Here is a 21,268-nt window from a genome sequence, read left to right as displayed (position 1 = left end):
ACCCTCTCAGTTCCTCTACCACCCACACCCGCCCCCCCCCCCCGCGGGGCCCCCCACCCCCCCCCCCCCCCGCGCGCGGGGGGGGGGGGGGGGGGGGGGCGCCCCCCCCCCCCCCCCCAGCTCTCCCCGTTCGCCGCAACTCGCGTTCTGATCAGGCGTCGTAGTCCACCGTCACCTGGTCCGAGACCGGGCGGGCCTGGCAGGTCAGCACATAGCCGGCCGCCAACTCCTTCTCCTCCAGGGCGAAGTTGCGCCGCATCTCCACCTCGCCGTCGGTGACCAGGGCGCGGCAGGTGCCGCAGACCCCGCCCTTGCAGGCGAACGGCAGGTCGGGGCGGGAGTGCTGGGCACCGTCCAGCACCGAGCGGTCGCGCGGCAGCCGCAGCACGCTGCGCCGGCCGTCCAGCACCACGGTGACCTCGCTGGTCTCGCCCTCCGCCACCGCCTCCTCGACCGGCCGCAGGGCGACCGGCTCGTCCTCGGCGTGGAACAGCTCCTGGTGCACCGCCGTGGCGGGCACGCCCGACTCGGCGAGCAGCGTGCGGACTTCGGCGACCATGCCGAACGGCCCGCAGAGCCACCAGTGGCCGACCGCCTCGACCTCGACCAGTGCGGTGAGCAGCGCCCGCACCCGCTCGGTGTCCAGCCGCCCGCTGAGCAGTTCGGCGTCCCGCGCCTCCCGGGAGAGCACGTGGAGCAGCTCGAACCGGTCCAGGTAGCGGTCCTTGAGGTCGGCGAGCTCGTCGGCGAACATCACCGTGTCGCTGCGCCGGTTGCCGTAGAGCAGGGTGACGGTCGACTCGGGGTGGGCGGCCAGTACGGTCGAGGCGATGGAGAGCATCGGGGTGATCCCGGAGCCGGCCGCGATCAGCACGTGGTGGGCCGGCACCGACAGGTCCGCGGTGAACAGCCCACTGGGCGGCAGCACTTCGAGCACGTCGCCGACAACTGCCTTGTGCACCAGCTGCCCGGAGAAGAGCCCGCCCGGCACCTCGCGCACCCCGATCCGCAGCGGCCCGCCGACCGGCGAGCAGATCGAGTACGAGCGCCGTTCGTCCGCCCCGTCGACCAGCTGGCGCAGGGTCAGCGACTGCCCGGCCAGGAACGCGTAGTCCTCGGCCAGCTCCTGGGGCACCTCGAAGGTGACGGCCACCGCGTCGTCGCAGAGGCGCTCCAGGGCGGCGATCCGCAGGGGGTGGAACTGCGCGCGGCGGGTCGCCATCAGATCTCCTTCATACGTTCGAACGGTTCCCGGCAGGCCCGGCAGCGCCAGAGCGCCTTGCAGGCGGTGGAACCGAACCGGGACAGCTCCTCGGTGTCGGACGAGTCGCAGTGCGGGCAGTGCACCAGGCGGCGGGTGGGCCCCAGCTGGAGCAGCCCGCGCGGCCCGGCCGACCCCGTCGCTCCGGGCGGCGCGATCCCGGCCGCGGCCAGCTTGGCCCGACCGGCCTCGCTGATCATGTCGGTGCTCCACGGCGGGTCCAGCCGCAGCCGGACGTCGGCCCCGGTGAACCCGGCGGCGCGCAACCGGTGCGCCACATCGGCGGCCATCTCGGCGATCGCCGGGCAGCCGGAGTAGGTCGGGGTCAGCCAGACCGTCACCGCGGTGCCCTCCTGCTCGACCCCGGCGAGCACGCCCAGCTCGGCCAGGGTGAGCATCGGCAGCTCGGGGTCGGGCACCGCACCGGCGATCTCGGCGGCGTCCCGCACGGGCAGCGCGGTCACCATGTCGCCCCCGGGTGTTCGCGGGCCACCACCTGCAGCTCGGCCAGCAGCAGGCCCAGCGCCTCGGTGTGCACGCCCTCGCGGCCGGCCCGCCCCCCGACCCGGGCCAGCGGCGGGGCCTGCGGCACGGTCAGGGTGGCCTGCTCGATCAGCGCGGTCAGCTCGGCGAGCACCGGCTCGCGCAGCCGGGCCGGGTCCAGCCCGAGCCGCAGCTCCGCCTCGTGCGCCGTGAACAACTCGTCGAGCAGCGGCCAAATGGCGTCCAGCCCGGCCTGCATCCGCTGCGCGGAGTACGCGGTGCCGTCGCCGAGCCGCAGCAGCCAGCCGGCGGCGTACTCCTGGTGGTAGGCGAGTTCCTTGGCGCCGCGGGCGGCTACGGCGCGCAGCACCTCGTCGGGGGCCTGCTCGGCGAGTTCGGTGTAGAGGGCGAGCCGGGCGGTGGCGAAGAGCAGCAGGCGGGCGATCGAGTGGGCGAAGTCGCCGTTCTCGACCTCCACCAGGCGGACGTTGCGGAACTCGTGGTCGCCGCGCCAGTAGGCGAAGTCGTCCTCGGTGCGGCCGCTGCCGTCGGCCTGGCCGGCCCGGGTGAGCAGCATCCGGGCCTGGCCGAGCAGGTCGAGGCCGAGATTGGCCAGGGCCACCTCCTCCTCCAGCTCGGGGGCGTGGGTGCACCACTCGATCAGCCGCTGGGCGAGCACCAGGGCGTCGTCACCGAGCATCAGGCAGTAGCGCGAGAGGTCGGCTCCGTCGACATCCGGTGCCAGCGAGGTGTCGACGCCGAGCAGCGGATCGGTGAAACCGGTGCCGTACGCCCAGCGGGCCTCGGCCTCGTGGTCGCCCTGGGCGAGGGTCAGGTAGACGTGATCGTCCGTCATGTCGGTCCCTGTCAGATGTGCGGGACATCCTCGGGGATGTCGTAGAAGGTCGGGTGGCGGTAGACCTTGTCACCGCTGGGCTCGAAGAACGGGTCGCGCTCGTCCGGGGTGGAGGCGGTGATGGCGTTGGAGGGCACCACCCAGAGGCTGACGCCCTCGTTGCGCCGGGTGTAGAGGTCGCGGGCGGCCAGCAGCGCCTTGCGGTCGTCGGGTGCGTGCAGCGAGCCGACGTGCACGTGGTTGAGGCCGCGCCGGGGGCGCACGAACACCTCGTAGAGCGGCCAGGACGTGTCAGACATCGTGCTCCCGTTCCTTCTGCTTGCGCGCGTACTCGGCGGCGGCCTCGCGGACCCAGGCGCCGTTCTCGTGGGCGGCCTTGCGGACCGAGACCCGCTGCTCGTTGCAGGGCCCGTTGCCCTTGATCACCTGCTGGAGCTCGGTCCAGTCGGGCTCGCCGAAGTCCCAGCCGCCGCGCTCCTCGTTCCAGCGCAGCTCGGGGTCGGGCAGGGTGACGCCCAGGTGCTCGGCCTGCGGCACGGTCATGTCGACGAACCGCTGGCGCAGCTCGTCGTTGGTGTGCCGCTTGATCCGCCAGGCCATCGACCGGGCGGTGTTGGGCGAGTCGCCGTCGGAGGGGCCGAACATCATCAGCGACGGCCACCACCAGCGGTCCACCGCGTCCTGCACCATCCGGCGCTGGGCCTCGGTGCCGCGCATCAGGGTCATCAGCAGCTCGTAGCCCTGGCGCTGGTGGAAGGACTCCTCCTTGCAGATCCGCACCATGGCCCGCGCGTACGGACCGTAGCTGCAGCGGCAGAGCGGGACCTGGTTGCAGATCGCCGCGCCGTCCACCAGCCAGCCGATCACGCCGACGTCGGCGTAGTTCAGCGTGGGGTAGTTGAAGATCGAGGAGTACTTCTGGCGGCCGCTGATCAAGCGCTCGGTCAGGTCTCCGCGGTCCACGCCAAGCGTCTCGGCGGCGGCGTAGAGGTAGAGCCCGTGGCCGGCCTCGTCCTGGGCCTTGGCGAGCAGGATCGCCTTGCGGCGCAGCGAGGGGGCCCGGGTGAGCCAGTTGCCCTCGGGCTGCATGCCGATGATCTCGGAGTGCGCGTGCTGGGCGATCTGCCGGATCAGGGTGGCCCGGTAGGCCTCGGGCATCCAGTCGCGCGGCTCGATCCGCTGCTCCGCGGCAACCACCGCCTCGAAGCGCTCGGCGAGCTCAGGCGCCTCCGCGGGCACTTCTGTCTGCACCGGTACCATCACCACTCCTCCCGACTGACCATTCGGTCGGTTCCATTCTGTAGCGAACCACGTACCGATGACAAGGACAATCGGAGACGAAACGGGGGCGGGCTGTGCGCCCGCCCCCATTCGTTCCTGCTGGTGACTCGCAGCGGCTATCTGCGCCGGCCCGCCAGCCCGGGCAGCGGCGCCGCGAGCAGGCCCGCCAGCAGCGCGAGCCGCGGGGCCAACTGGTCGAGCCTGATCCGCTCGTCCCTGGCGTGCGCACCGGCGCCCACCGCGCCGAGGCCGTCCAGGGTGGGCAGGCCCCGGGCGCCCGCCAGGTTGGTGTCGCCGGCCCCGCCCGCCGGGGCGCCGTCCAGCTGCTGGCCGAAGGTCGCGGCCAGCCGCCGCACGTGCTGCAGCAACGGGTTGTCCTCGTGCCGCTCCGGCCAGGCCGGACGGCTGGAGAGCACCTCGGTGGTGACCAGGGCACCGCTGCGGTGCGCCGTCAGGTGGGCCAGCGTGTCCAGCGTGCTGGCCTGCGCCTCCGGCGTCGAGAAGCGCAGCCCGAGCTCGGCCTCCGCCTGGCCGGCCACCACGTTCGCCCGGGTCCCCCCACGGATCCGGCCGGTGTTCAGTTCGGTGCCCGGCTGGTGGCCCAGCTGGTCGCGGATCTCGACCAACTGGTCGACCAGCTCGTCGACGGCCGAGGTGCCGTCCTCGGCGTGGTTGCCGGCGTGCGCCTCGTGCCCGGTGACCATCAGCCGCACCCGGGTGGAGCCCCGGCGCGCGGTCTTCAGGCTGCCGTCGTCGTGGGGCGGCTCCAGGCCCAGGACGGCGGCGGCGCCCCGCAGCTGCCGCTCCACCACCCGTCGGCCGTCCGGGCTGCCGACCTCCTCGTCCGCGGTGATCACCATCCGCACCGAGCGGTGCGGGCGCATCCCGAGGTCGCCGAGCAGCGCGAAGGCGCCCTCCAGCAGGGCCAGTCCGGCCTTCATGTCGAGCACGCCGGGCCCGCTCAGCAGGCCGTCGTGCTCCTGCACCGGCCAGTCGGCCAGGGTGCCGGCCGGCCAGACGGTGTCGTGGTGGCCGACGAACAGCAGGTGCGGCAGGTCCTCGTGCTGGCCCGGCCACTCCAGCAGCAGGTGGTCGCCGGCCGGCCCCGGCTCACGGCGGACGGTGGCGCCGGTGGCCCGGTAGCCGGTCGCGAGCTCCTCGGCCAGCTGGTTGAGTCGCTCGGCATCCCCGCTCGGTGACTCGATCTCGGCCAGCGTGGTGAGGCGGCGGCGGACCGCGCCGGTCAGGGTGCGGGCCCTTGCGGTGAGGGTGCCCGGCAGGCCGGGTAGTGCCTCGGCCCTGGGGAGTGGGTCACCGCCCGGCTCCGCGGGCGCGGCGGGCGTCGCCGGGGTGTCCCCGGTCAGCGCCTGCGGGCCGGGCAGCTGGCTGGCGGTGTTGGCGCTCACCGGGCACCTCCGCGACAGCCGCGCGTACTCGGCGAACCGATACGCGGCAGCGCCGTGCGTGGTGTGGTGGAACGGCTGGTCGACATTGCGTCCTCCTCGCTCGATCCGGCGGCCCCGGCTCGACCGGGACCCCCGTGGGCAGCGCCTCCAGGCGGCGGCGCGGGTTGTCACCGTGGCCGGGGAAGCCGAAGCGAGCCTAGAAGAACGCACTGGTCCCAGGCGAGGTGCCCCTGCCCGGCGCACGGACGCCACGGCCCGCGCCGTCCCGTGCCGCGGCGTGCGGCAACCGGTCGGCCGACCCCGAATCCGGCCGGTGAGCACCTGATCACGCCCACTCCTCCACGATGGACCTCGCGGCCCGCTTCGGCCCGACGAAGCGCCAACGGACCGCCCATCCATGCCGGATGGGTGACAGTCGAACGCACCCCGGGCAGCACACGGCGCGGCCGCGGTACGGAACACCCGTACCGCGGCCGCGTGCGGAGCCGGCTCGGACCCGACAGCCCGTCAGGCCCGGAGCGTCACTCCACCTTCTGCAGTTGCCAACCCTGGTTGGCGCCACCGTTGGCGGGCCACTGGATGGCCTGCGCGCCGAGGGAGAGCGAGGCGCCCTGGACGTCCACCAGGTCGCCGTCCGAACGTGCCCGCAGCGTGTAGTGGCCCGAGTCGGCCGGAACCACCTGCCACTGCTGGCCGGTCCCGCCATTGGGCGTCCAGAGCTGGAGTTGGGTGCCCGGCAGGCTGGTGCCACCCGGGACGTCCAGCACCTTGCCGCTGGCCACCCCGGTCAGGATGTAGTAGCCGTCGCCGGTGCCGGTCAGCCGCCACTGCTGGTTGGCACCGCCGTTGGCGGCCCACTGGATGACCGGAGTGCCGTCGCTGGTGCCCTGGTCCTGGGCGTCCAGCAGCTGGCCGCTGTTGGCGTTCACCAGTTGGTAGACGCCGTCCAGCGGGGCGGTGGGGTGCCCCGTGATGGTGAGGCGGCTGAACTGGGCGGGGTAGTAGCCGCCGGTGCCCAGGCCGATCTGCCCGGCGCGGTAGTCGCCGTCGCTGACGGTGGCCAGGGTGGTGCCGTCCAGCCGGGCGGTGATGGTGCTGCCCTGGAAGTCCAGCGACAGGTGGTGCCAGGTGTTCAGGCCGAGCGCCTGGACGGTGCCGGCGGCCAGCGTGGTGAAGTTCCAACTGGTGTCGGTCTTCAGGATGCTCCAGGCGCCGTCGTCGCCGACCCGCAGGCGGTAGGCGTCGAGGCCGTTGTTGTTGCGGCCCTGGGTGCCGACCCGGCCGAGCAGGTCGACGGTGCCGGACTGCTGGAGCAGCGCGTCCACGCCGACCGTGTAGTCGCTCCAGCTGGTGTCGCCCATGATGGTGTAGGGCTGGTCGGCCGACTCGTCGGTCCAGCGGATCGGGGTGGTCGGGGCCTGCTGGCGCAGGCAGTTGCCGGACCGGCCGCCGGCGCACGGGGCGGTCTGGAAGGCGCCGTTCATCGCGCTGAAGTACCGGGCCTCCTTGCCGGTTCCGGTGCCGGCCAGGCTGTCGCGGTAGGGCAGCGACAGCGGGGCGCGCTGCGGGCCGGTCGCAGTGCCGGCGCCCTGGCCCGTGGTGGTGGTCACGGTGTACATGCGCCCTGGCTGCAAGGTGAGTTGGTAGCTGCCGTCGACCGCGGTCAGGTCCGGGCTGCGGACCAGGCGCCCGGCGGCGGTCGGGTCGGAGAAGTCGCTGGACCAGACGTGCAGGGTGCCACCGGGGAGTCCGCCGGCCGTGTCCAGGGTGACGGTCTGGGCGGCGCCGGCGTCCATGGTCTCGAAGACGGTGCTCCAGGCTGAGCGGTCGGGGGACGCGTAGCTGACGTAGCTGCCGTTGGCGCGGTCGCCGGCCAGGTAGCCGGAGGCGGTGTCCAGGTACTGCCAGCCGGGGGCGGTGAACTGGGTGGTCTGGGCGATCGCCCAGGTGGACCGGCCGACCGTGTAGGCGCCGGACCACGGCTCGTTGGCCGTCACCAGGCCCATCGAGTTGAAGCCGAGGTTGGGGTAGAGGGCGGCGACCACCGGCCAGTTGATGAAGGCGGTCATCTTGCCGTCCAGGTAGCCGCGGTTGATGCCGCGGGCGATCGGGGCGGCGCCGGTGTCGGCGTCCTCGGAGCCGTTCTCGCTGGCCCACAGCCGCTTGCCGGTGGCCAGGGCGTCGGGGCTGGTGGCGCAGTTGGTCATCGTGGACGTGTAGCCGCACGGGTAGTGGCTGCCGACGATGTCGATGGCCGACTTGAGCGCGGGATCGTTCTGCATGGCGGTGGCCACGTCCCAGCTGAAGGAGTCGGCGCCGACCACCTTGGTGCGGGTGAAGCCGCGGGCGGCCAGGGTGCTGTGCAGGTTCTCGTACCAGGAGGCGTTGTAGTTCCGCTCGTTCCAGCCACCCAGGTAGTCGATGGTCAGGCCGTGCTGCTTGGCGCAGCCCAGCCAGGTCGTGAGGTAGTCGACCATGTCCTGGGACCAGAAGCTGCCGTTGCCGATCCAGCCGGGCGCACCCCAGGAGAGGCCGTAGAGCTTGATGCCGGGGTTGCGGGCCTTGGCCTGCGCCATCAGCCACCACTCGTAGCCGGAGGCGCAGTCGATGCTGCCCCGGCTGTGCTCGATGGAGGCCTCGGCCCCGTCGGTGGAGTTGGTGTCGCCGCCGATCTCGACCTTGAGGATCTGCAGCGCGGCGCCGTAGCCCGGCTTGAAGAGGTAGTCGAGGATCTGGCTGCGCTGCGGCTCGGGGTAGTCGAGCAGCAGCCGGGAGTTGCCGCCGCCGCCGCTGATCGCGCCGACCCCGTCGAAGGTACGGCCGGGCGAGTTGCCGTCGACGGTGACGGCGGTGCCGGGGATGCGGGGTGCGGCGGTGGCCGCCGTGGGCGCGGTGAGCAGCGCCAGGCAGAGCGAGAGCAGGGCGAGCAGGGCGCGGGGAGCGGTTCGCATCAGGCGCAGGCCTCCCATTGGTGGGTTATGCGCGAGTGGGATGGCAAAACAAACGGAACCGAGCAGAAGCAAACGGTAGAAATGGGCTGATGACTCGTCAAGGGGGCGCGCAGGAGGGCGAGTTGGCCAGCCGCCATGGGAGTGACCTTGGCGAATGGCCTAGCGACGGCCTGGCGAATGGCCGCACGGGCCGCCGCACGAGTGACCCCACGGGCCGCCGCACGAGTGACCTCGCGAGCGATCTCAGGGCCGATCGAGTGACAGATATTGAAATCTGTCATCGCTCATGCCATAGTCGTAGACGCCGAGAACGTCTTCCCAGTCCCTGGAGCCCTTCATGACCGCCATCCCCACCCGCCGCCTGGGCCGCACCGGCCCGCTCACCTCCGCGCTCGGCCTGGGCGCGATGGGCATGTCCGACCTCTACGGCCCGGCCGACGAGGCCGAGAGCATCGCCACCGTCAACGTCGCCCTCGACGCGGGCATCACCCTGATCGACACCGGCGACTTCTACGGCATGGGCCACAACGAGCTGCTGATCCACGAGGCGCTGCGCGGCCGGGATCGCGAGTCGGTCCTGATCAGCGTGAAGTTCGGCGCCCAGCGCGGCCCGGACGGCGCCTGGCTCGGCGTCGACGCCGGCCCCGCCGCCACCAAGACCGCCCTCGCCTACACGCTGCGCCGCCTGCGCACCGACCACGTCGACGTCTACCGCCCGGCCCGGCTCGACCCGAAGGTGCCGATCGAGGAGACCGTCGGCGCCATCGCCGAGCTGGTGCAGGCGGGCTACGTGCGCCACATCGGCCTCTCCGAGGTCGGCGCCGACACGCTGCGCCGGGCCGCCGCCGTGCACCCGATCAGCGACCTGCAGATCGAGTACTCGCTGATCTCCCGGAGTCTGGAGGCCGAGGTGCTGCCCACCGCCCGGGAGCTGGGCATCGGCATCACGGCCTACGGGGTGCTCTCCCGCGGCCTGCTCAGCGGCCACTGGACGGCCGACCGGGAGCTGCAGGGCGGCGACTTCCGCGGCTCCAGCCCCCGGTTCCAGGGCGAGAACCTGGCGCACAACCTGGCCCTGGTGGAGCAGCTGCGCCGGATCGCCGAGGCCAAGGGCGCCAGCACCGCCCAGGTGGCGATCGCCTGGGTGGCCGCGCAGGGCGAGGACATCGTCCCGCTGGTCGGCACCCGCCGCCGGGAGCGGCTCGACGAGGCGCTGGGCGCGCTGGATGTTCGACTGGACCAGGCCGACCTGGCGGCCATCGAGGCGGCGGTACCGGCCGACGCCGCCGCCGGCGACAGGTACGCTGCCGCACAGATGGCCCATCTGGACAGCGAGCGGCGCAGCTACTGAGCGCACCCGCCGCACGTGGGTCGTCGCCGCCCGGCCGAACGCAGCGAAGGACGTACCGACCCCGTGACCACCGACAGTGCCCTCACCTCCGAGCAGATCCTGAGCGCGGCGGAGGACGTGCTGCGGCGGTTCGGCCCGGCCAAGGCGACCGTGGTGGACATCGCCCGGGCGCTGGGTGTCAGTCACGGCAGCGTCTACCGGCACTTCCCGAGCAAGGCGGCGCTGCGCGAGGCGGTCACCCAGCGCTGGCTGGACCAGGCGCACGACCGCCTGCAGGCCGTCACCGCCGAGACCGGTCCGGCCGCCGAGCGGATGCACCGGTTCCTCGCCACGCTGTTCGCCGCCAAGCGGAAGAAGGCCCTGGACGACCCGGAGCTGTTCGCCACCTACCTGGTCCTGGTGGACGAGCACAGCGACACGGTCGCCGCCCATCTGGACACCCTCGTCGGACAGCTCGCGCGGATCCTCGAAGACGGCGTGCGACAGGGCGAGTTCGCCGCCACGGCGGTGCCGGCCACGGCGCGCGCGGTGCTCCAGGCGACGGCGCACTTCCACGACCCGGCGCACGCCGCCGAGTGGGCCGACGCGGCTCGCGCGGAGGCCGACTTCGAGGCAGTCTGGGCGCTGCTCAAGGCAGGCCTGACGGTCCGTCGGTAGCGCCGGACCGCACGCAGCACACCCGTCGGGCGATCACCGACGATCCGTGAAAACCCCCACTGATCAGCCAAGTTGAGGATTTCGGGCAGATAACGGATCCCCCAGCCACCTTGCCGCCACAACTTCGGGCACCCTAACCTCGACCCCGCGTCGGCCCACCCCCTCCGGGCCGATGCGGGGCTTTTTGTCGGCCGCTTCCTGTCACGTCCATGACAGCATCCCCACCGGGAAGCGGCCACGCCCCGCCCCCACCGACCAGCGCGCGAACTCCCCATGCCCGCACGGCACTCTGCACCCGTGCGCGGCCAACGAGCCACTCGACGACCCCCACGGAGGGTTCACCTTGCGCACTCACTCCCCCAGCCGGTCAGGTCTGCGTGCCCTGACGGCGTTACTGCCGGCCGCCGCGCTCGGCGTCTTCGGCCTGATCGCCCCCACCGCCCAGGCCGCCAGCGCCACCGCCCCGGCGAACAGCCACGTCGCCGTCAAGCGGGCCTGTGCCACCCCGACCCACCCCGGGCAGATGGCCTGCCTGGCGCTGGCCAGGACCGACCTGGTCCAGCCGCACACCCTGGCGCCGAACGCCACCCCGTCCGGCTACGGCCCCAGCGACCTGCAGAGCGCCTACAAGCTGTCGAGCAACGGCGGCGCCGGCCAGACCGTCGCGATCGTCGACGCCATGGACGACCCGAACGCCGAGTCCGACCTGGCCGCCTACCGCTCGCAGTACGGCCTGCCCGCCTGCACCACCGCCAACGGCTGCTTCAAGAAGATCGACCAGAACGGCGGCACCAGCTACCCGACCGCCGACAGCGGCTGGGCCGGCGAGATCTCGCTCGACCTCGACATGGTCTCCGCCGTCGCCCCCGGCGCCCACATCCTCCTGGTCGAGGCCACCTCGGCGAACATGAGCGACCTCGGCAGCGCCGTCAACCAGGCCGTCGCCCAGGGCGCCAAGTTCGTCTCCAACAGCTACGGCGGCTCCGAGGACTCGACCGACACCAGCTCGGACAGCCAGTACTTCAACCACCCGGGCGTGGCGATCACCGTCTCGGCCGGCGACTCGGCCTACGGCGCGGAATACCCGGCCGCCTCGCAGTACGTCACCTCGGTCGGCGGCACCGCGCTCACCCGGAACTCCAGCGCCCGTGGCTGGAGCGAGTCGGTGTGGTCCACCAGCTCCACCGAGGGCACCGGCTCCGGCTGCTCGGCCTATGACCCCAAGCCGAGCTGGCAGACCGACAGCGGCTGCTCCAAGCGCACCATCTCCGACGTCTCCGCGGTCGCCGACCCGGCCACCGGCGTGGCCGTCTACCAGACCTACGGCGGCTCGGGCTGGAACGTCTACGGCGGCACCAGCGCCTCGTCCCCGATCATCGCCTCCGTCTACGCCGACGCCGGCACCCCGGGCTCCGGTGACTACCCCGCCAAGTACCCGTACGCGCACACCAGCGCGCTCAACGACGTGACCAGCGGCAGCAACGGCACCTGCTCGCCGTCCTACCTGTGCACCGCCGGCCCCGGCTACGACGGCCCGACCGGCCTCGGCACCCCGAACGGCACCGCCGCCTTCACCGCGGGCGGCAGCACCGGTGGCAACACCGTCACCGTGACCAACCCGGGCAGCCAGTCCACCGCCGTCGGCGGCTCGGCCGGCCTGCAGGTCAGCGCGAGCGACTCCGCCTCCGGCCAGACCCTGACCTACTCGGCCAGCGGCCTGCCCACCGGCCTGTCCATCAGCTCCTCCGGGCTGATCAGCGGCACCGCCACCACCGCCGGCACCTACAACGTCACGGTCACCGCCAAGGACGCCACCGGTGCCACCGGCAGCGCCTCGTTCACCTGGACCGTCACCGGCTCCGGCGGCACCTGCACCGGCGGCGGCCAGCTGCTCGGCAACCCGGGCTTCGAGACCGGCACCGCGTCGCCGTGGACCGCCTCCTCCGGCGTGATCGACAACTCCAGCAGCGAGCCGGCCCACAGCGGCTCCTGGAAGGCCTGGCTGGACGGCTACGGCACCACCCACACCGACACCCTCTCGCAGACCGTCACCATCCCGGCCGGCTGCAAGAACGCCAGCTTCAGCTTCTGGCTGCACATCGACACCGCCGAGACCGGCAGCACCGCCTACGACAAGCTGACGGTCCAGGCCAACTCCACCAACCTGGCCACCTACTCCAACGTCAACGCCAACACCGGCTACGTGCAGAAGACCTTCAACCTCTCGTCCTTCGCCGGCCAGAGCGTGACGCTGAAGTTCACCGGCACCGAGGACGCCTCGCTGCAGACCAGCTTCGTGATCGACGACACCGCGCTCAACGCCTCCTGATCCAGCGCCGTTTCGAGGGGGCCGTGGCCACGTGCCACGGCCCCCTTGGGCGTTGCTCGGGGCGTTGCTTCGCGGGCTGCTTCGCGTGCTGCTCTGCGCGTTGCTTCGCGTGCTGCTTCCCGTGCTGCTTCGTGCGTTGCTCGGCGCGTTGCTTCGAGCGTTGCTGAGAGAACTCTCATCCGGGCATGTCACCGTGTGGTCCCGCAGAGGGACGGAGGGACCCATGGCCGGATCGGTGCTGGTGGTGGACGACGACGCCACGATCCGCCGCTCGCTGGAACGCGGGCTGCGGCTCAGCGGTTTCGCGGTGCGCTCGGCGGCGGGCGGCCGGGCCGCCCTGGAGTCGATCGCCGCCGCGCCGCCGGACGTGCTGGTGCTGGACGTCTCGATGCCCGACCTGAGCGGCACCGAGGTCTGCCGGCGGCTGCGCGAGCAGGACTGCGACCTCCCGGTGCTGATGCTCTCGGCGCTGGACGAACTGGCCGACCGGGTAGCCGGGTTGCAGGCCGGCGCCGACGACTACCTGGTCAAGCCGTTCGCCCTGGAGGAGTTGGTGCTGCGCCTGCACGCGCTGCTGCGGCGCCGACCGCCCGCCGGCAGCGGGGTGCTGCGGACCGGACCGCTGACCCTCGACCCGGGCACCCGCGAAGTCCACCTGGACGGCGTCCAACTGCACCTGACCCGCCGCGAGTTCGAGCTGCTGGAGCAACTCGCCCGCAACGCCGGCCTGGTGCTCACCCGCGACCAGCTGCTGGACCGGGTCTGGGGCTACGACTTCGAGGTGCGCACCGACGCGGTCGACACCTTCATCAGCTATCTACGGCGCAAGTTGGAGCAGGGCGGCCGTGACCGGCTGATCCACACGGTGCGCGGGGTCGGGTTCGTGCTGCGGATACCGGCGGACGGCACCCGATGAGGCTCGCCACCCGGATCGCGCTCTGGTCCGCACTGCTGCTGCCGGTGCTGGTACTGGGAGCCGGCGCGCTGCTGCTCGGCCTGGTCACCCACGACCTGCGGGCCGAGCAGGACACCAAGCTGCAGGAGCGGGCCCAGGCGGTGCTGCCCAACGCCCGGGCCCTGCTCACCGCCGACCGCCAGGGCCGCAGCCAGGCGGCGCAGAACCAGCACCGGCTGCTGCTGGAAGCCGCCCTGGACGTCGGCGTCCTGGTGGTGGACGCCGGGGGCCAGCCGGTCTCCAGCGGCGGGCCGATGCCGACCGCGCTGCCCGCCGCCGACACCGCCGGCAAGCCGGCGACGGTGCGCTCCGACGGGCGCAGCTGGCGGGTGCTGGCCCGCCCGCTGGCCGGCGCCAACTCGGGCACGCTGTGGGTGGCGGCGCCCGCCTCGGCGGCGGACGGGCAGGTGAACGCGGTGCGCGGGCGGATCATCCTGGTCGCGGTGCTGGCCGCGCCGCTCTCCGGCCTGCTCGCCTTCGGCCTGGCCCGCCGCGCCACCGCACCGCTCAGCCGGCTCGGCCGACAGGCCGCCGCGCTGGATCCGGCGGCCGGTGCGGCCGGCTTCGCGCACCGGCGCAGCGGGATCGGCGAGGTGGACGAGCTGGCCGCGGCCCTGGAGAGCGCGCTGGCCCGCTACGACCAGCAGGCCGCGCGCACCGCCCAGGCGCTGGAGACCGCACGGTCGTTCTCCGCCGCCGCCTCCCATGAGCTGCGCACCCCGCTGATGGGGCTGCAGACCAACCTGGACGTGCTGGCCGGCCACCCCGACCTGCCCGCCGAGGAGCGCGCCGAGATCCTGGCCGACCTGCACGACGACCACCGGCGGCTGCTCGACCTGCTCACCGCGCTGCGCACGCTGGCCCGTGGCGACCTGGTCGAGGACGAGGCGTTCGGGCCGGTGGAGCTGGCGGAGCCGCTGTCCGCGGCGGTGGCCGAGCTGCGACGGCGGCACCCGGCGGCCGTGGTCACCGCGGCGCCCTCGGTTACGGAGGACGGGGGCGCGGGTGCGGGTGCGGGCGACGGCGGGTTCACGGGCAGCGGTGGGTCGGCGGGCGGCGGCTCGGCAAGCAGTGAGCTGGCGAGCGGCAGCGGGTCGGCAGGCGACGGCGGGTTCGCGGGCGGCGGCTCGGCAAGCGGTGGGCTGGCGGGCGGCAGCGGGTTCGGGGACGGCGGTGAGCTGCGGGTCTTCGGCTGGGAGGCGGGGCTGCGGATCGTCTGCGACAACCTGCTGGTCAATGCCGCTGTGCACGGCCACCGGCCCGGCGAGCCCGCCCGGGTCACCGTCGGGCTGCGCCGGGTGGGCGCGCAGGTGGTGCTGACCGTGGACGACGACGGGCCCGGCGTGCCGGTGGCCGAGCGGGCCGCCGTCTTCGACCGGTTCCACCGCCGGGCGGGCAGTCCGGGCTCCGGGCTCGGTCTGACCCTGGTGGCGCAGCAGGTGGCGCTGCACCGGGGCACGGTCACCGTCGACACACCGCCCGGCGGGCGCGGCTGCCGGTTCGAGGTGCGGCTGCCACTGGTGCGGCCGGACGCGCCGACGCCGCCGCTGCCGGCCCGCCGGGAGTGGATCAGCGCCTCCGGGCCGGCCATCCCGTGACGCATGCCGCGACTCACCTATGTCGCGACTCACAAGGAATCCACAAAGAGGCTCTCTACCGTGCGGGTCAGTCGGGCGGACCGCCGCCCGAGCACCCCACGTCCGGAGGTTCTGCCATGCTCTCCTACCGCAAGGCCGGCGCGGCCATCGGTGCCCTCGCCCTCGGCGGCACCCTGCTCGCCGCTGCCGCCCCGGCCCAGGCCGCGACCACTGCCACCGCCCCGAAGAACGACGGCGCCAAGGGCATCTGCAAGCGCCTGCCGCAGACCGAGCAGCGGATCCAGCGCGCCCTGGACCGCCTGCGCGGCCCGGCGACCGAGAACGGCTCGATCGCGCGCCTGGAGCAGCGGGTCGACGATGCCCAGAAGGCCGGCCACACCGCCGTCTACACCTACCTCAACGACCGTCTGACGTACCGCAAGAGCCTGCTGCCGACGCTGACCACCCGCCAGAACGACCTGACCGCGGTGGCCACTTGGTGCAGCGGCCAGGGCCTGGGCGCCTCCAAGTGAGGCGGGCGGTTGCGGCGGCCGCGGTCGCACTGGTGGCCGCACTGACCCTGAGCGCTTGCGGCGGCTCGTCCGGCAGCGCCAGCGCGCCACCGACCGTTTCACAGTCCGGCGATCCCCAACTGGGCGGCATGCAGCAGAAGGTGGACGCGGCCGAGAGTGCGGCCGCCGCTGCCGAATCGGATGCCGCGCAGAACAACTGAACACACCGACTGACACACCATCGGCTCCCTGGCTCAACCCTTGAGCCAGGGAGCCCTTTTGTCAGCCGACGACCTGTCAGAAGTTGATGGAGCCGTCGATGGACGGGAGTTGGATCACTGGCCCGTTGAACGTCGCGTTGCCGCCGACCACGTTGACCGCCATGCCCTGCTTGACCTCCTGCGCCCAGCGGTTGAGCTCCTCAGCGAGTGCCGGGTCCTGTGCCCCGCGCTGGAGCAGGGTGGCGATGAGCACGCCGACCTGCTGCTCATCGGCCGGGTCGGCCTCGGCGTCGAGCAGCGCCTTCAGCCGCTCCCAGTTTCCGGCCGCCCGGGCCGCAGCGGTGACGGCTTCGATGACTCCGGCGTCGATGTCCATGGCTCCCCCGGTATGTTGATGTCTTCAGCCGGCCGCAACGCTACCGGACGTGGTCCTGCTCACCGGCATGTTCGGCTTGACGACCCGGTGGGCGATCAACCACTATCTCGGGCATGGAGCACGGCACCGTCCTCGTCTGCCGCCTGCACGTCGATCTGCGACGCCAGGCGAGCGACATGTGTGCTCGCTGAGCAGCTGAGCCTGCCTTTCCCGCGCACCGCCCGGTAGCGCTGCACCGCTGAACGCCGGTTCCCGCTGAACGCCGGTTCCCGCTGAACGCTAGTGATCGCCGAACGCCGGGTGCACTGTTCGCCGCCCTCTCGTGCCGTGTCACGTCCGCTCGTGCCGTGTCGCACCCGCTGATCCCAGCGCCGTTCGCGTGTGCCGCCACCTGCCCGCTCACCGCCTGACTCCCTCCCGCCGAGGACGCCCATGACTACCGAGCTCACCACGCACCTCTCCCCCGCCGCCCTGCGCGGCCTCGTCACCGAGCTGGCCGACCGCCCGGCCGAGTGGATCCACTTGGTCCGGCTGGCCACCGGGGAACGCTGGTACCAGCGGCTGACGCTGACCGAGGATCACGAGGTGTGGCTGATCAGCTGGCTGCCCGGCCAGTCCACCGGGTTCCACGACCACGGCGGGGCGCGCGGCGCGTTCGCCGTGGCGCTGGGCGAGTTGGAGGAGCTGTCGCTCGGCGCCCCGGACGGCGCGCTGCACACCCGTCGGCTGCCGGCCGGCGCGGTCCGCGCGTTCGGTCCCGACTACCTGCACGACGTGCGCAACACCGCCAACGGCCCGGCGGTCACCCTGCACGCCTACTCGCCGCCGTTGACCGGCATGACCCGTTACGAACTGCGGGCCGACGGCCTGCACACAACCGCAGTGGAAGGACCTGAGCAATGGTGACGACCGTCGAAGACCTGGTGGCGCGCGCCCGAGCGGGCGTTCACCGCCCCGATCCGCAGCAGGCGCACGCCACGCAGCAGGCCGGCGCGCTGCTGGTGGACATCCGCCCGGTGCAGCAGCGGGCCCTGGAGGGCCAGATCCCGGGCGCCCTGGTGATCGAGCGCAATGTGCTGGAGTGGCGGTTGGATCCGGCCGGCAGCCACCGGATCGCGCAGGCCACCGGCTATGACGTCGAGGTGGTGCTGGTCTGCTCCGAGGGCTGGGCGTCCAGCCTGGCGGCGGCCACCCTGCGGGAGCTCGGCCTGCATCGGGCTACCGACCTGGATGGCGGGTTCCAGGCCTGGGCGGCGGCCGGCCTGCCCACCGAACCGGGGCCCGGGCCACTCGGAATCTGACGATCCCGCAGGTCCCTCGGCGTGTCAGATGCGTCACCAATCGCCGTCGAGGGTTTCCCTTGGTCCTGACACGGGCAGGCAGCACTGATGTCCGCCCTGACAGCGCAACAGCACGCAGTACGCACACCGGTGCCCCCGGCACCCCGGCCAGGAACTGTCACGTGATCAGATTCGACGGCGCTGCCAAACGCCACCCGGACGGCACCCTCGCCGTCGAGGGGCTCGACCTCACCGTGCCCGCCGGCCAGACGACCGTCCTGGTGGGCCCGTCCGGCTGCGGCAAGACCACCATCCTGCGGATGGTCAACCGGATGGTCGAGCCAACCGCGGGCCGGGTGCTGCTGGATGGGACGGACGTCGCCCAACTGGACGCGGCCAAGCTGCGCCGCGGCATCGGCTACGTGATCCAGCAGGCCGGGCTGTTCCCGCACCGGCGGGTGGTGGACAACATCGCCACCGTTCCCTACCTGCTGGGCTGGGACCGCAAGCGGGCCCGGACCCGCGCGATGGAGCTGCTGGAGCTGGTCGGCCTGGCCCCGGAGACCGCCCGACGCTACCCGTTCCAGCTCTCCGGCGGCCAGCAGCAGCGGGTCGGCGTGGCGCGGGCGCTGGCCGCCGACCCGCCGCTGCTGCTGATGGACGAGCCGTTCAGCGCCGTCGACCCGGTGGTGCGCTCCGGCCTGCAGGAGGAGTTGCTGCGGCTGCAGGCCGAGTTGAACAAGACGGTGCTCTTCGTCACGCATGACATCGAGGAGGCGGTGCGGCTCGGCGACCAGATCGTGGTGCTGCGCGAGCACGGCCGGATCGCCCAGGTGGCCGACCCGGCCACGCTGCTCGCCGCGCCCGCCGACGAGCAGGTGGCGGCCTTCCTCGGCCGCGACCGGGGGTTGCGCGGGCTGGCGCTGCGCCCGGCGGAGGGCATCGCGCTGCTGGCCGCGGACACCCCCCTGGACGGCTGGACCCTGACGGTGGATCCGGAAGGACGGCCGACCGGCTGGCAGGGGCCAGCGGAAACGATCCGTCAGGTCGCCGTCTTCCGACCCGGCGCGGACACCCTGCGCACCGCCCTGGACAGCGCCGTGCTCTCGCCGGCCCGGGTCGCGGTCGCCGTCGACCAGGCCGGCCGGGTGATCGGGGTGGCCCTGCGCGCCGCCGTGCTGGAGGCCCTGGACGCAGCCGGCCCGGACGCCACTGCCCTGGACGCGGCCGGCCCAGACGCCACCGCCCTGGACGCAGCCGGCCCGGACGCCACCGCCGCCGGGATAACGGCCACGGGGGTGGCCGATGGACGGTGAGCCCCTGGTCCGCTGGCACTGGGTCGGCACCCACCTCGGCTATCTGCGCGGCCTGCTGCTCGACCATGCGGTGATCTCGCTGCTCCCGGTGCTGTTCGGGCTGCTGATCGCGCTGCCGCTGGGTCTGCTCTGCGTCCGGTTCCCGCGGCTCTACCAGCCGCTGGCCGCCGTCTTCAACGTGATCTACGCGCTGCCCGCGCTGGCCGTCTTCGTGGTGCTGATCCCCTACACCGGGCTGGCCACCCAGGCGACCGTGATGATCCCGCTGACCTGCTACTCGCTCGCGGTGCTGCTGCCCACCACGGTGGACGGGCTGCGCTCCGTGCCCGAGCCGGTGCGCCAGGCGGCCACCGCGCTCGGGTACGGGCCGTGGCGGCGGCTGGCGGCGGTGGAGCTGCCGACGGCCGTGCCGTACCTGGTGGCCGGACTGCGGGTGGCGGCCGTCTCCAGCATCTCGCTGGCCAGCGTAGGTGCGCTGGTCGGGCGCGGCGGGCTCGGCTACCTCTTCATGGACGGCTTCCAGCGCACCTTCCCGACCCCGATCGTGGCCGGGATCGTGCTGGTCACAGCCCTGGCACTGGTCACCGACGCGGTGCTGCTGCTCGCCCGGGAGCTGCTGGCCCCCTGGGCGCGGCGCGAATCGGTGGTGGGACGGTGAACCTCCTCTCCTGGCTCTCCCAGTTCTTCAGCGACCCGGACCGGCGGCACGGCCCCGACTCGATAGTCCACCGGGTCGGCGAACACCTGCTGTACTCCGGAGAGGCCCTGGGCTGGGCGGTGCTGCTCGCCGTACCGCTGGGCCTGCTGCTCGGCTACACCGGGAAGGCCGCCGGACTCGTGACGGCGCTGAGCGGGGCCGCCCGGGCACTGCCGACCCTGGGCCTGGTGACGCTCGCGGTGCTGGTCGCCGGGGTCGGCGACACCGCCGTGCTGGTGCCGCTGGTGGCACTGGCGGCGCCGGTACTGCTGGTGGCGGCCTGCGAAGGCGTCCGCTCCACCGACCCCGACCTGCGGGACGCGGCGCGCGGCATCGGGCTGACCCACCGCCAGGTGCTCTGGCAGGTCTGCATCCCCTGGGCACTGCCCACACTGCTGGCCGGTCTGCGCACCGCCGCCGTGCAGGTGATCGCCACCGCCACCGTGGCGTCCTACGTCGGCCTCGGCGGACTGGGCAGCTACGTGGTCGGCGGGCTGGCCACTCGCGACTACGCGCAGACCATCGGCGGTGCGCTGCTGGTGGTGCTGCTGGCCGTGGCCACCCAGCTGCTGTTCGCGCTGCTGATCCGCTACGCGCTGCCCGCCGGGCTGCGGCGGGCGCGCGACTGACGGTTCGTTCCATTCGTGCACTCGGTTCACTGGGTTCGCTCGCTTCGTCTGCTCGCTCCGTTTGCTCGCCCCGTTTGCTCGCTCCGTTCGTTCTCTTCGTTTGCCTCCCGAAAGGACCTTCCGATGTCGCGTGCACTCTCCGTCGCCGCCGTCGCCGCTGCCGCCGCACTGGCGCTGACCGCCTGCTCGAGTTCGTCGAGCAATCCGCTCGGCAGTTCCGGCAGTTCCAGCAGAGTGACCATCGGCTCCGCCAACTTCCCCGAGAACGTCCTGCTCGCGTCGATCTACTCGCAGGCGTTGCAGGCCAAGGGCATCAAGGTGGACGAGAAGTTCAACATCGGCAGTCGCGAAGTGCTCTACGGCCAGATCAAGGACGGGAGCCTGGCGATACTGCCCGAGTACAACGGCGCGCTGCTCGCCTACCTGGATCCCAAGTCGACCGCCGCGACCACCGACGACGTCAACACGGCGCTGGCCAAGGAGCTGCCGAGCTCGTTGGAGATCCTCAACTCGGCTCCCGCGGAGGACAAGGACTCGTTGACGGTCAGCAAGGCGACCGCCGACAAGGACAACCTGAAGACCATCGCCGATCTCGCCCCGCTCGCCGGGCAGTTCACCATAGGCGGCCAGCCGGAGTTCAAGTCCCGCCGGGAGCAGCAGTTCAAGGACGTCTACGGGCTGAACTTCAAGGAGTGGAAGCCGACCGCGGACACCACCGCCAATGCGATCAAGGACGGCACGCTGCAGGTCGGTGACGTCTTCACCACCGATCCGCGGATCGTCTCGCTCGGGCTGGTCGCGCTGACCGACCCGAAGAACGTCTTCGGTGCCCAGAACGTGACCCCGCTGGTCAACAAGAGCAAGGTGAACGACACCGAGACCGGGGTGCTGAACGCCGTCTCGGCGAAGCTGGACACGGCCGGGCTCACCGCGCTGATGAAGCGGGTCTCGGTGGACAAGGACGACCCGTCGGCGGTGGCCAAGGACTGGGTGAAGAGCAACGGGCTGGGCTGACAGCCGCAGCACGAACGGCGCCGCCCCCACCGCATCGGCGGGTTCTATCGATCCCCGCAACACCCTGGAGTTCAGGGAGTTGCGGGGATCGTGGATTTCGAAGCGCTGAAGGCGAG

21 protein-coding genes are annotated in these 21,268 nt (G+C 72.6%); 13 read left to right on the top strand and 8 right to left on the bottom strand.

All coding sequences use genetic code 11. The features are described from left to right. Nucleotides 1-151: 151 nt before the first annotated feature. The 7 genes from paaE to P3T35_RS39145 form a co-directional block, all read right to left on the bottom strand. Nucleotides 152-1,222: a 1,2-phenylacetyl-CoA epoxidase subunit PaaE gene (paaE, locus tag P3T35_RS39175; protein WP_101383543.1), complete on the bottom strand. Its 1,071-nt coding sequence runs from the start codon at nt 1,220-1,222 to the stop codon at nt 152-154. Next, nucleotides 1,222-1,728 carry a 1,2-phenylacetyl-CoA epoxidase subunit PaaD gene (gene paaD / locus P3T35_RS39170; protein WP_101383542.1) on the bottom strand — a complete coding sequence of 169 codons (507 nt, stop codon included), beginning with the start codon at nt 1,726-1,728 and terminating at the stop codon, nt 1,222-1,224. The genes paaE and paaD overlap by 1 nt, the downstream gene beginning before the upstream one ends. Beyond that, nucleotides 1,722-2,600 (bottom strand): 1,2-phenylacetyl-CoA epoxidase subunit PaaC, encoded by an 879-nt coding sequence (gene paaC, locus P3T35_RS39165; RefSeq protein ID WP_101383541.1) that lies wholly within the window; start codon nt 2,598-2,600, stop codon nt 1,722-1,724. The genes paaD and paaC overlap by 7 nt, the downstream gene beginning before the upstream one ends. Before the next feature lie 11 nt (nt 2,601-2,611). Further along, nucleotides 2,612-2,899 (bottom strand): 1,2-phenylacetyl-CoA epoxidase subunit PaaB, encoded by a 288-nt coding sequence (gene paaB / locus P3T35_RS39160; protein ID WP_101383540.1) that lies wholly within the window; start codon nt 2,897-2,899, stop codon nt 2,612-2,614. Next, nucleotides 2,892-3,860 carry a 1,2-phenylacetyl-CoA epoxidase subunit PaaA gene (gene paaA, locus P3T35_RS39155; protein WP_101383539.1) on the bottom strand — a complete coding sequence of 323 codons (969 nt, stop codon included), beginning with the start codon at nt 3,858-3,860 and terminating at the stop codon, nt 2,892-2,894. The genes paaB and paaA overlap by 8 nt, the downstream gene beginning before the upstream one ends. Nucleotides 3,861-3,997: 137 nt before the next feature. Continuing rightward, nucleotides 3,998-5,287, bottom strand: coding sequence for a M20 family metallopeptidase (locus tag P3T35_RS39150; RefSeq protein WP_218976734.1), 1,290 nt, complete (start codon nt 5,285-5,287; stop codon nt 3,998-4,000). Nucleotides 5,288-5,808: 521 nt separating this feature from the next. Next, nucleotides 5,809-8,238, bottom strand: coding sequence for an RICIN domain-containing protein (locus P3T35_RS39145; protein ID WP_101383537.1), 2,430 nt, complete (start codon nt 8,236-8,238; stop codon nt 5,809-5,811). 337 nt (nt 8,239-8,575) lie between these two features. On the opposite strand from P3T35_RS39145, the gene P3T35_RS39140 reads away from it, so the two are divergent. The 7 genes from P3T35_RS39140 (at nt 8,576) to P3T35_RS39110 (ending at nt 15,840) form a co-directional block, all read left to right on the top strand. Further along, nucleotides 8,576-9,589 (top strand): aldo/keto reductase, encoded by a 1,014-nt coding sequence (locus P3T35_RS39140; RefSeq protein WP_101383536.1) that lies wholly within the window; start codon nt 8,576-8,578, stop codon nt 9,587-9,589. A gap of 63 nt (nt 9,590-9,652) precedes the next feature. Next, nucleotides 9,653-10,246: a TetR/AcrR family transcriptional regulator gene (locus P3T35_RS39135; protein WP_101383535.1), complete on the top strand. Its 594-nt coding sequence runs from the start codon at nt 9,653-9,655 to the stop codon at nt 10,244-10,246. A gap of 343 nt (nt 10,247-10,589) precedes the next feature. After that, a complete protein-coding gene (locus P3T35_RS39130; RefSeq protein WP_180356724.1) occupies nt 10,590-12,575 on the top strand; it encodes a putative Ig domain-containing protein in 1,986 nt (661 codons plus the stop codon). A 223-nt stretch (nt 12,576-12,798) separates the two neighbouring features. Beyond that, a complete protein-coding gene (locus P3T35_RS39125) occupies nt 12,799-13,491 on the top strand; it encodes a response regulator transcription factor (protein ID WP_101383534.1) in 693 nt (230 codons plus the stop codon). Further along, on the top strand, nt 13,488-15,128 hold the full coding sequence (locus P3T35_RS39120) for a HAMP domain-containing sensor histidine kinase (RefSeq protein ID WP_280709659.1): 1,641 nt from the start codon (nt 13,488-13,490) through the stop codon (nt 15,126-15,128). The genes P3T35_RS39125 and P3T35_RS39120 overlap by 4 nt, the downstream gene beginning before the upstream one ends. Nucleotides 15,129-15,244: 116 nt before the next feature. After that, on the top strand, nt 15,245-15,640 hold the full coding sequence (locus P3T35_RS39115; RefSeq protein WP_101383533.1) for a hypothetical protein: 396 nt from the start codon (nt 15,245-15,247) through the stop codon (nt 15,638-15,640). A gap of 32 nt (nt 15,641-15,672) precedes the next feature. Beyond that, nucleotides 15,673-15,840 carry a hypothetical protein gene (locus P3T35_RS39110; RefSeq protein WP_180356723.1) on the top strand — a complete coding sequence of 56 codons (168 nt, stop codon included), beginning with the start codon at nt 15,673-15,675 and terminating at the stop codon, nt 15,838-15,840. A 76-nt stretch (nt 15,841-15,916) separates the two neighbouring features. Here the strand turns inward: P3T35_RS39110 and P3T35_RS39105 are convergent, their stop codons facing one another. After that, a complete protein-coding gene (locus tag P3T35_RS39105; protein WP_101383531.1) occupies nt 15,917-16,216 on the bottom strand; it encodes a hypothetical protein in 300 nt (99 codons plus the stop codon). 432 nt (nt 16,217-16,648) lie between these two features. Here P3T35_RS39105 and P3T35_RS39100 point away from each other — a divergent pair, with 432 nt between their 5' ends. The 6 genes from P3T35_RS39100 to P3T35_RS39075 all read left to right on the top strand — a co-directional run bounded on the left by P3T35_RS39100 (nt 16,649) and on the right by P3T35_RS39075 (nt 21,152). Further along, the gene (locus P3T35_RS39100; protein ID WP_101383530.1) at nt 16,649-17,122 is read left to right on the top strand and encodes a cysteine dioxygenase family protein; all 474 of its coding nucleotides are present in this window, start codon (nt 16,649-16,651) and stop codon (nt 17,120-17,122) included. Next, nucleotides 17,116-17,517: a rhodanese-like domain-containing protein gene (locus tag P3T35_RS39095; protein WP_101383529.1), complete on the top strand. Its 402-nt coding sequence runs from the start codon at nt 17,116-17,118 to the stop codon at nt 17,515-17,517. The genes P3T35_RS39100 and P3T35_RS39095 overlap by 7 nt, the downstream gene beginning before the upstream one ends. A 161-nt stretch (nt 17,518-17,678) precedes the next feature. Next, on the top strand, nt 17,679-18,812 hold the full coding sequence (locus tag P3T35_RS39090) for an ATP-binding cassette domain-containing protein (protein WP_101383528.1): 1,134 nt from the start codon (nt 17,679-17,681) through the stop codon (nt 18,810-18,812). Then, the gene (locus P3T35_RS39085; protein ID WP_101383527.1) at nt 18,802-19,470 is read left to right on the top strand and encodes an ABC transporter permease; all 669 of its coding nucleotides are present in this window, start codon (nt 18,802-18,804) and stop codon (nt 19,468-19,470) included. Before P3T35_RS39090 ends, P3T35_RS39085 begins: the two co-directional genes overlap by 11 nt. Next, nucleotides 19,467-20,138 (top strand): ABC transporter permease subunit, encoded by a 672-nt coding sequence (locus P3T35_RS39080; RefSeq protein ID WP_101383526.1) that lies wholly within the window; start codon nt 19,467-19,469, stop codon nt 20,136-20,138. Before P3T35_RS39085 ends, P3T35_RS39080 begins: the two co-directional genes overlap by 4 nt. A gap of 123 nt (nt 20,139-20,261) precedes the next feature. Further along, nucleotides 20,262-21,152: an ABC transporter substrate-binding protein gene (locus P3T35_RS39075; protein WP_101383525.1), complete on the top strand. Its 891-nt coding sequence runs from the start codon at nt 20,262-20,264 to the stop codon at nt 21,150-21,152. Nucleotides 21,153-21,268: the final 116 nt, after the last annotated feature.

The organism is Kitasatospora sp. GP30, from assembly GCF_029892145.1.
GTDB classification, from domain to species: domain Bacteria; phylum Actinomycetota; class Actinomycetes; order Streptomycetales; family Streptomycetaceae; genus Kitasatospora; species Kitasatospora acidiphila.
The sequence above is the reverse complement of the archived record's forward strand: the minus strand, read 5'-3'. Positions and strand labels throughout refer to the sequence as shown.

Bases quoted from the DNA above. Each gene is read 5' to 3' on its own strand.
- P3T35_RS39085 (WP_101383527.1), top strand. From the start codon at position 18,802: ATGGACGGTGAGCCCCTGGTCCGCTGGCACTGGGTCGGCACCCACCTC.
- paaB (WP_101383540.1), bottom strand. From the start codon at position 2,899: ATGTCTGACACGTCCTGGCCGCTCTACGAGGTGTTCGTGCGCCCCCGG.
- P3T35_RS39105 (WP_101383531.1), bottom strand. From the start codon at position 16,216: ATGGACATCGACGCCGGAGTCATCGAAGCCGTCACCGCTGCGGCCCGG.
- P3T35_RS39145 (WP_101383537.1), bottom strand. From the start codon at position 8,238: ATGCGAACCGCTCCCCGCGCCCTGCTCGCCCTGCTCTCGCTCTGCCTG.
- P3T35_RS39120 (WP_280709659.1), top strand. From the start codon at position 13,488: ATGAGGCTCGCCACCCGGATCGCGCTCTGGTCCGCACTGCTGCTGCCG.
- paaE (WP_101383543.1), bottom strand. From the start codon at position 1,222: ATGGCGACCCGCCGCGCGCAGTTCCACCCCCTGCGGATCGCCGCCCTG.
- paaA (WP_101383539.1), bottom strand. From the start codon at position 3,860: ATGGTACCGGTGCAGACAGAAGTGCCCGCGGAGGCGCCTGAGCTCGCC.
- P3T35_RS39140 (WP_101383536.1), top strand. From the start codon at position 8,576: ATGACCGCCATCCCCACCCGCCGCCTGGGCCGCACCGGCCCGCTCACC.
- P3T35_RS39100 (WP_101383530.1), top strand. From the start codon at position 16,649: ATGACTACCGAGCTCACCACGCACCTCTCCCCCGCCGCCCTGCGCGGC.
- P3T35_RS39095 (WP_101383529.1), top strand. From the start codon at position 17,116: ATGGTGACGACCGTCGAAGACCTGGTGGCGCGCGCCCGAGCGGGCGTT.
- paaD (WP_101383542.1), bottom strand. From the start codon at position 1,728: ATGGTGACCGCGCTGCCCGTGCGGGACGCCGCCGAGATCGCCGGTGCG.
- paaC (WP_101383541.1), bottom strand. From the start codon at position 2,600: ATGACGGACGATCACGTCTACCTGACCCTCGCCCAGGGCGACCACGAG.
- P3T35_RS39125 (WP_101383534.1), top strand. From the start codon at position 12,799: ATGGCCGGATCGGTGCTGGTGGTGGACGACGACGCCACGATCCGCCGC.
- P3T35_RS39115 (WP_101383533.1), top strand. From the start codon at position 15,245: ATGCTCTCCTACCGCAAGGCCGGCGCGGCCATCGGTGCCCTCGCCCTC.
- P3T35_RS39075 (WP_101383525.1), top strand. From the start codon at position 20,262: ATGTCGCGTGCACTCTCCGTCGCCGCCGTCGCCGCTGCCGCCGCACTG.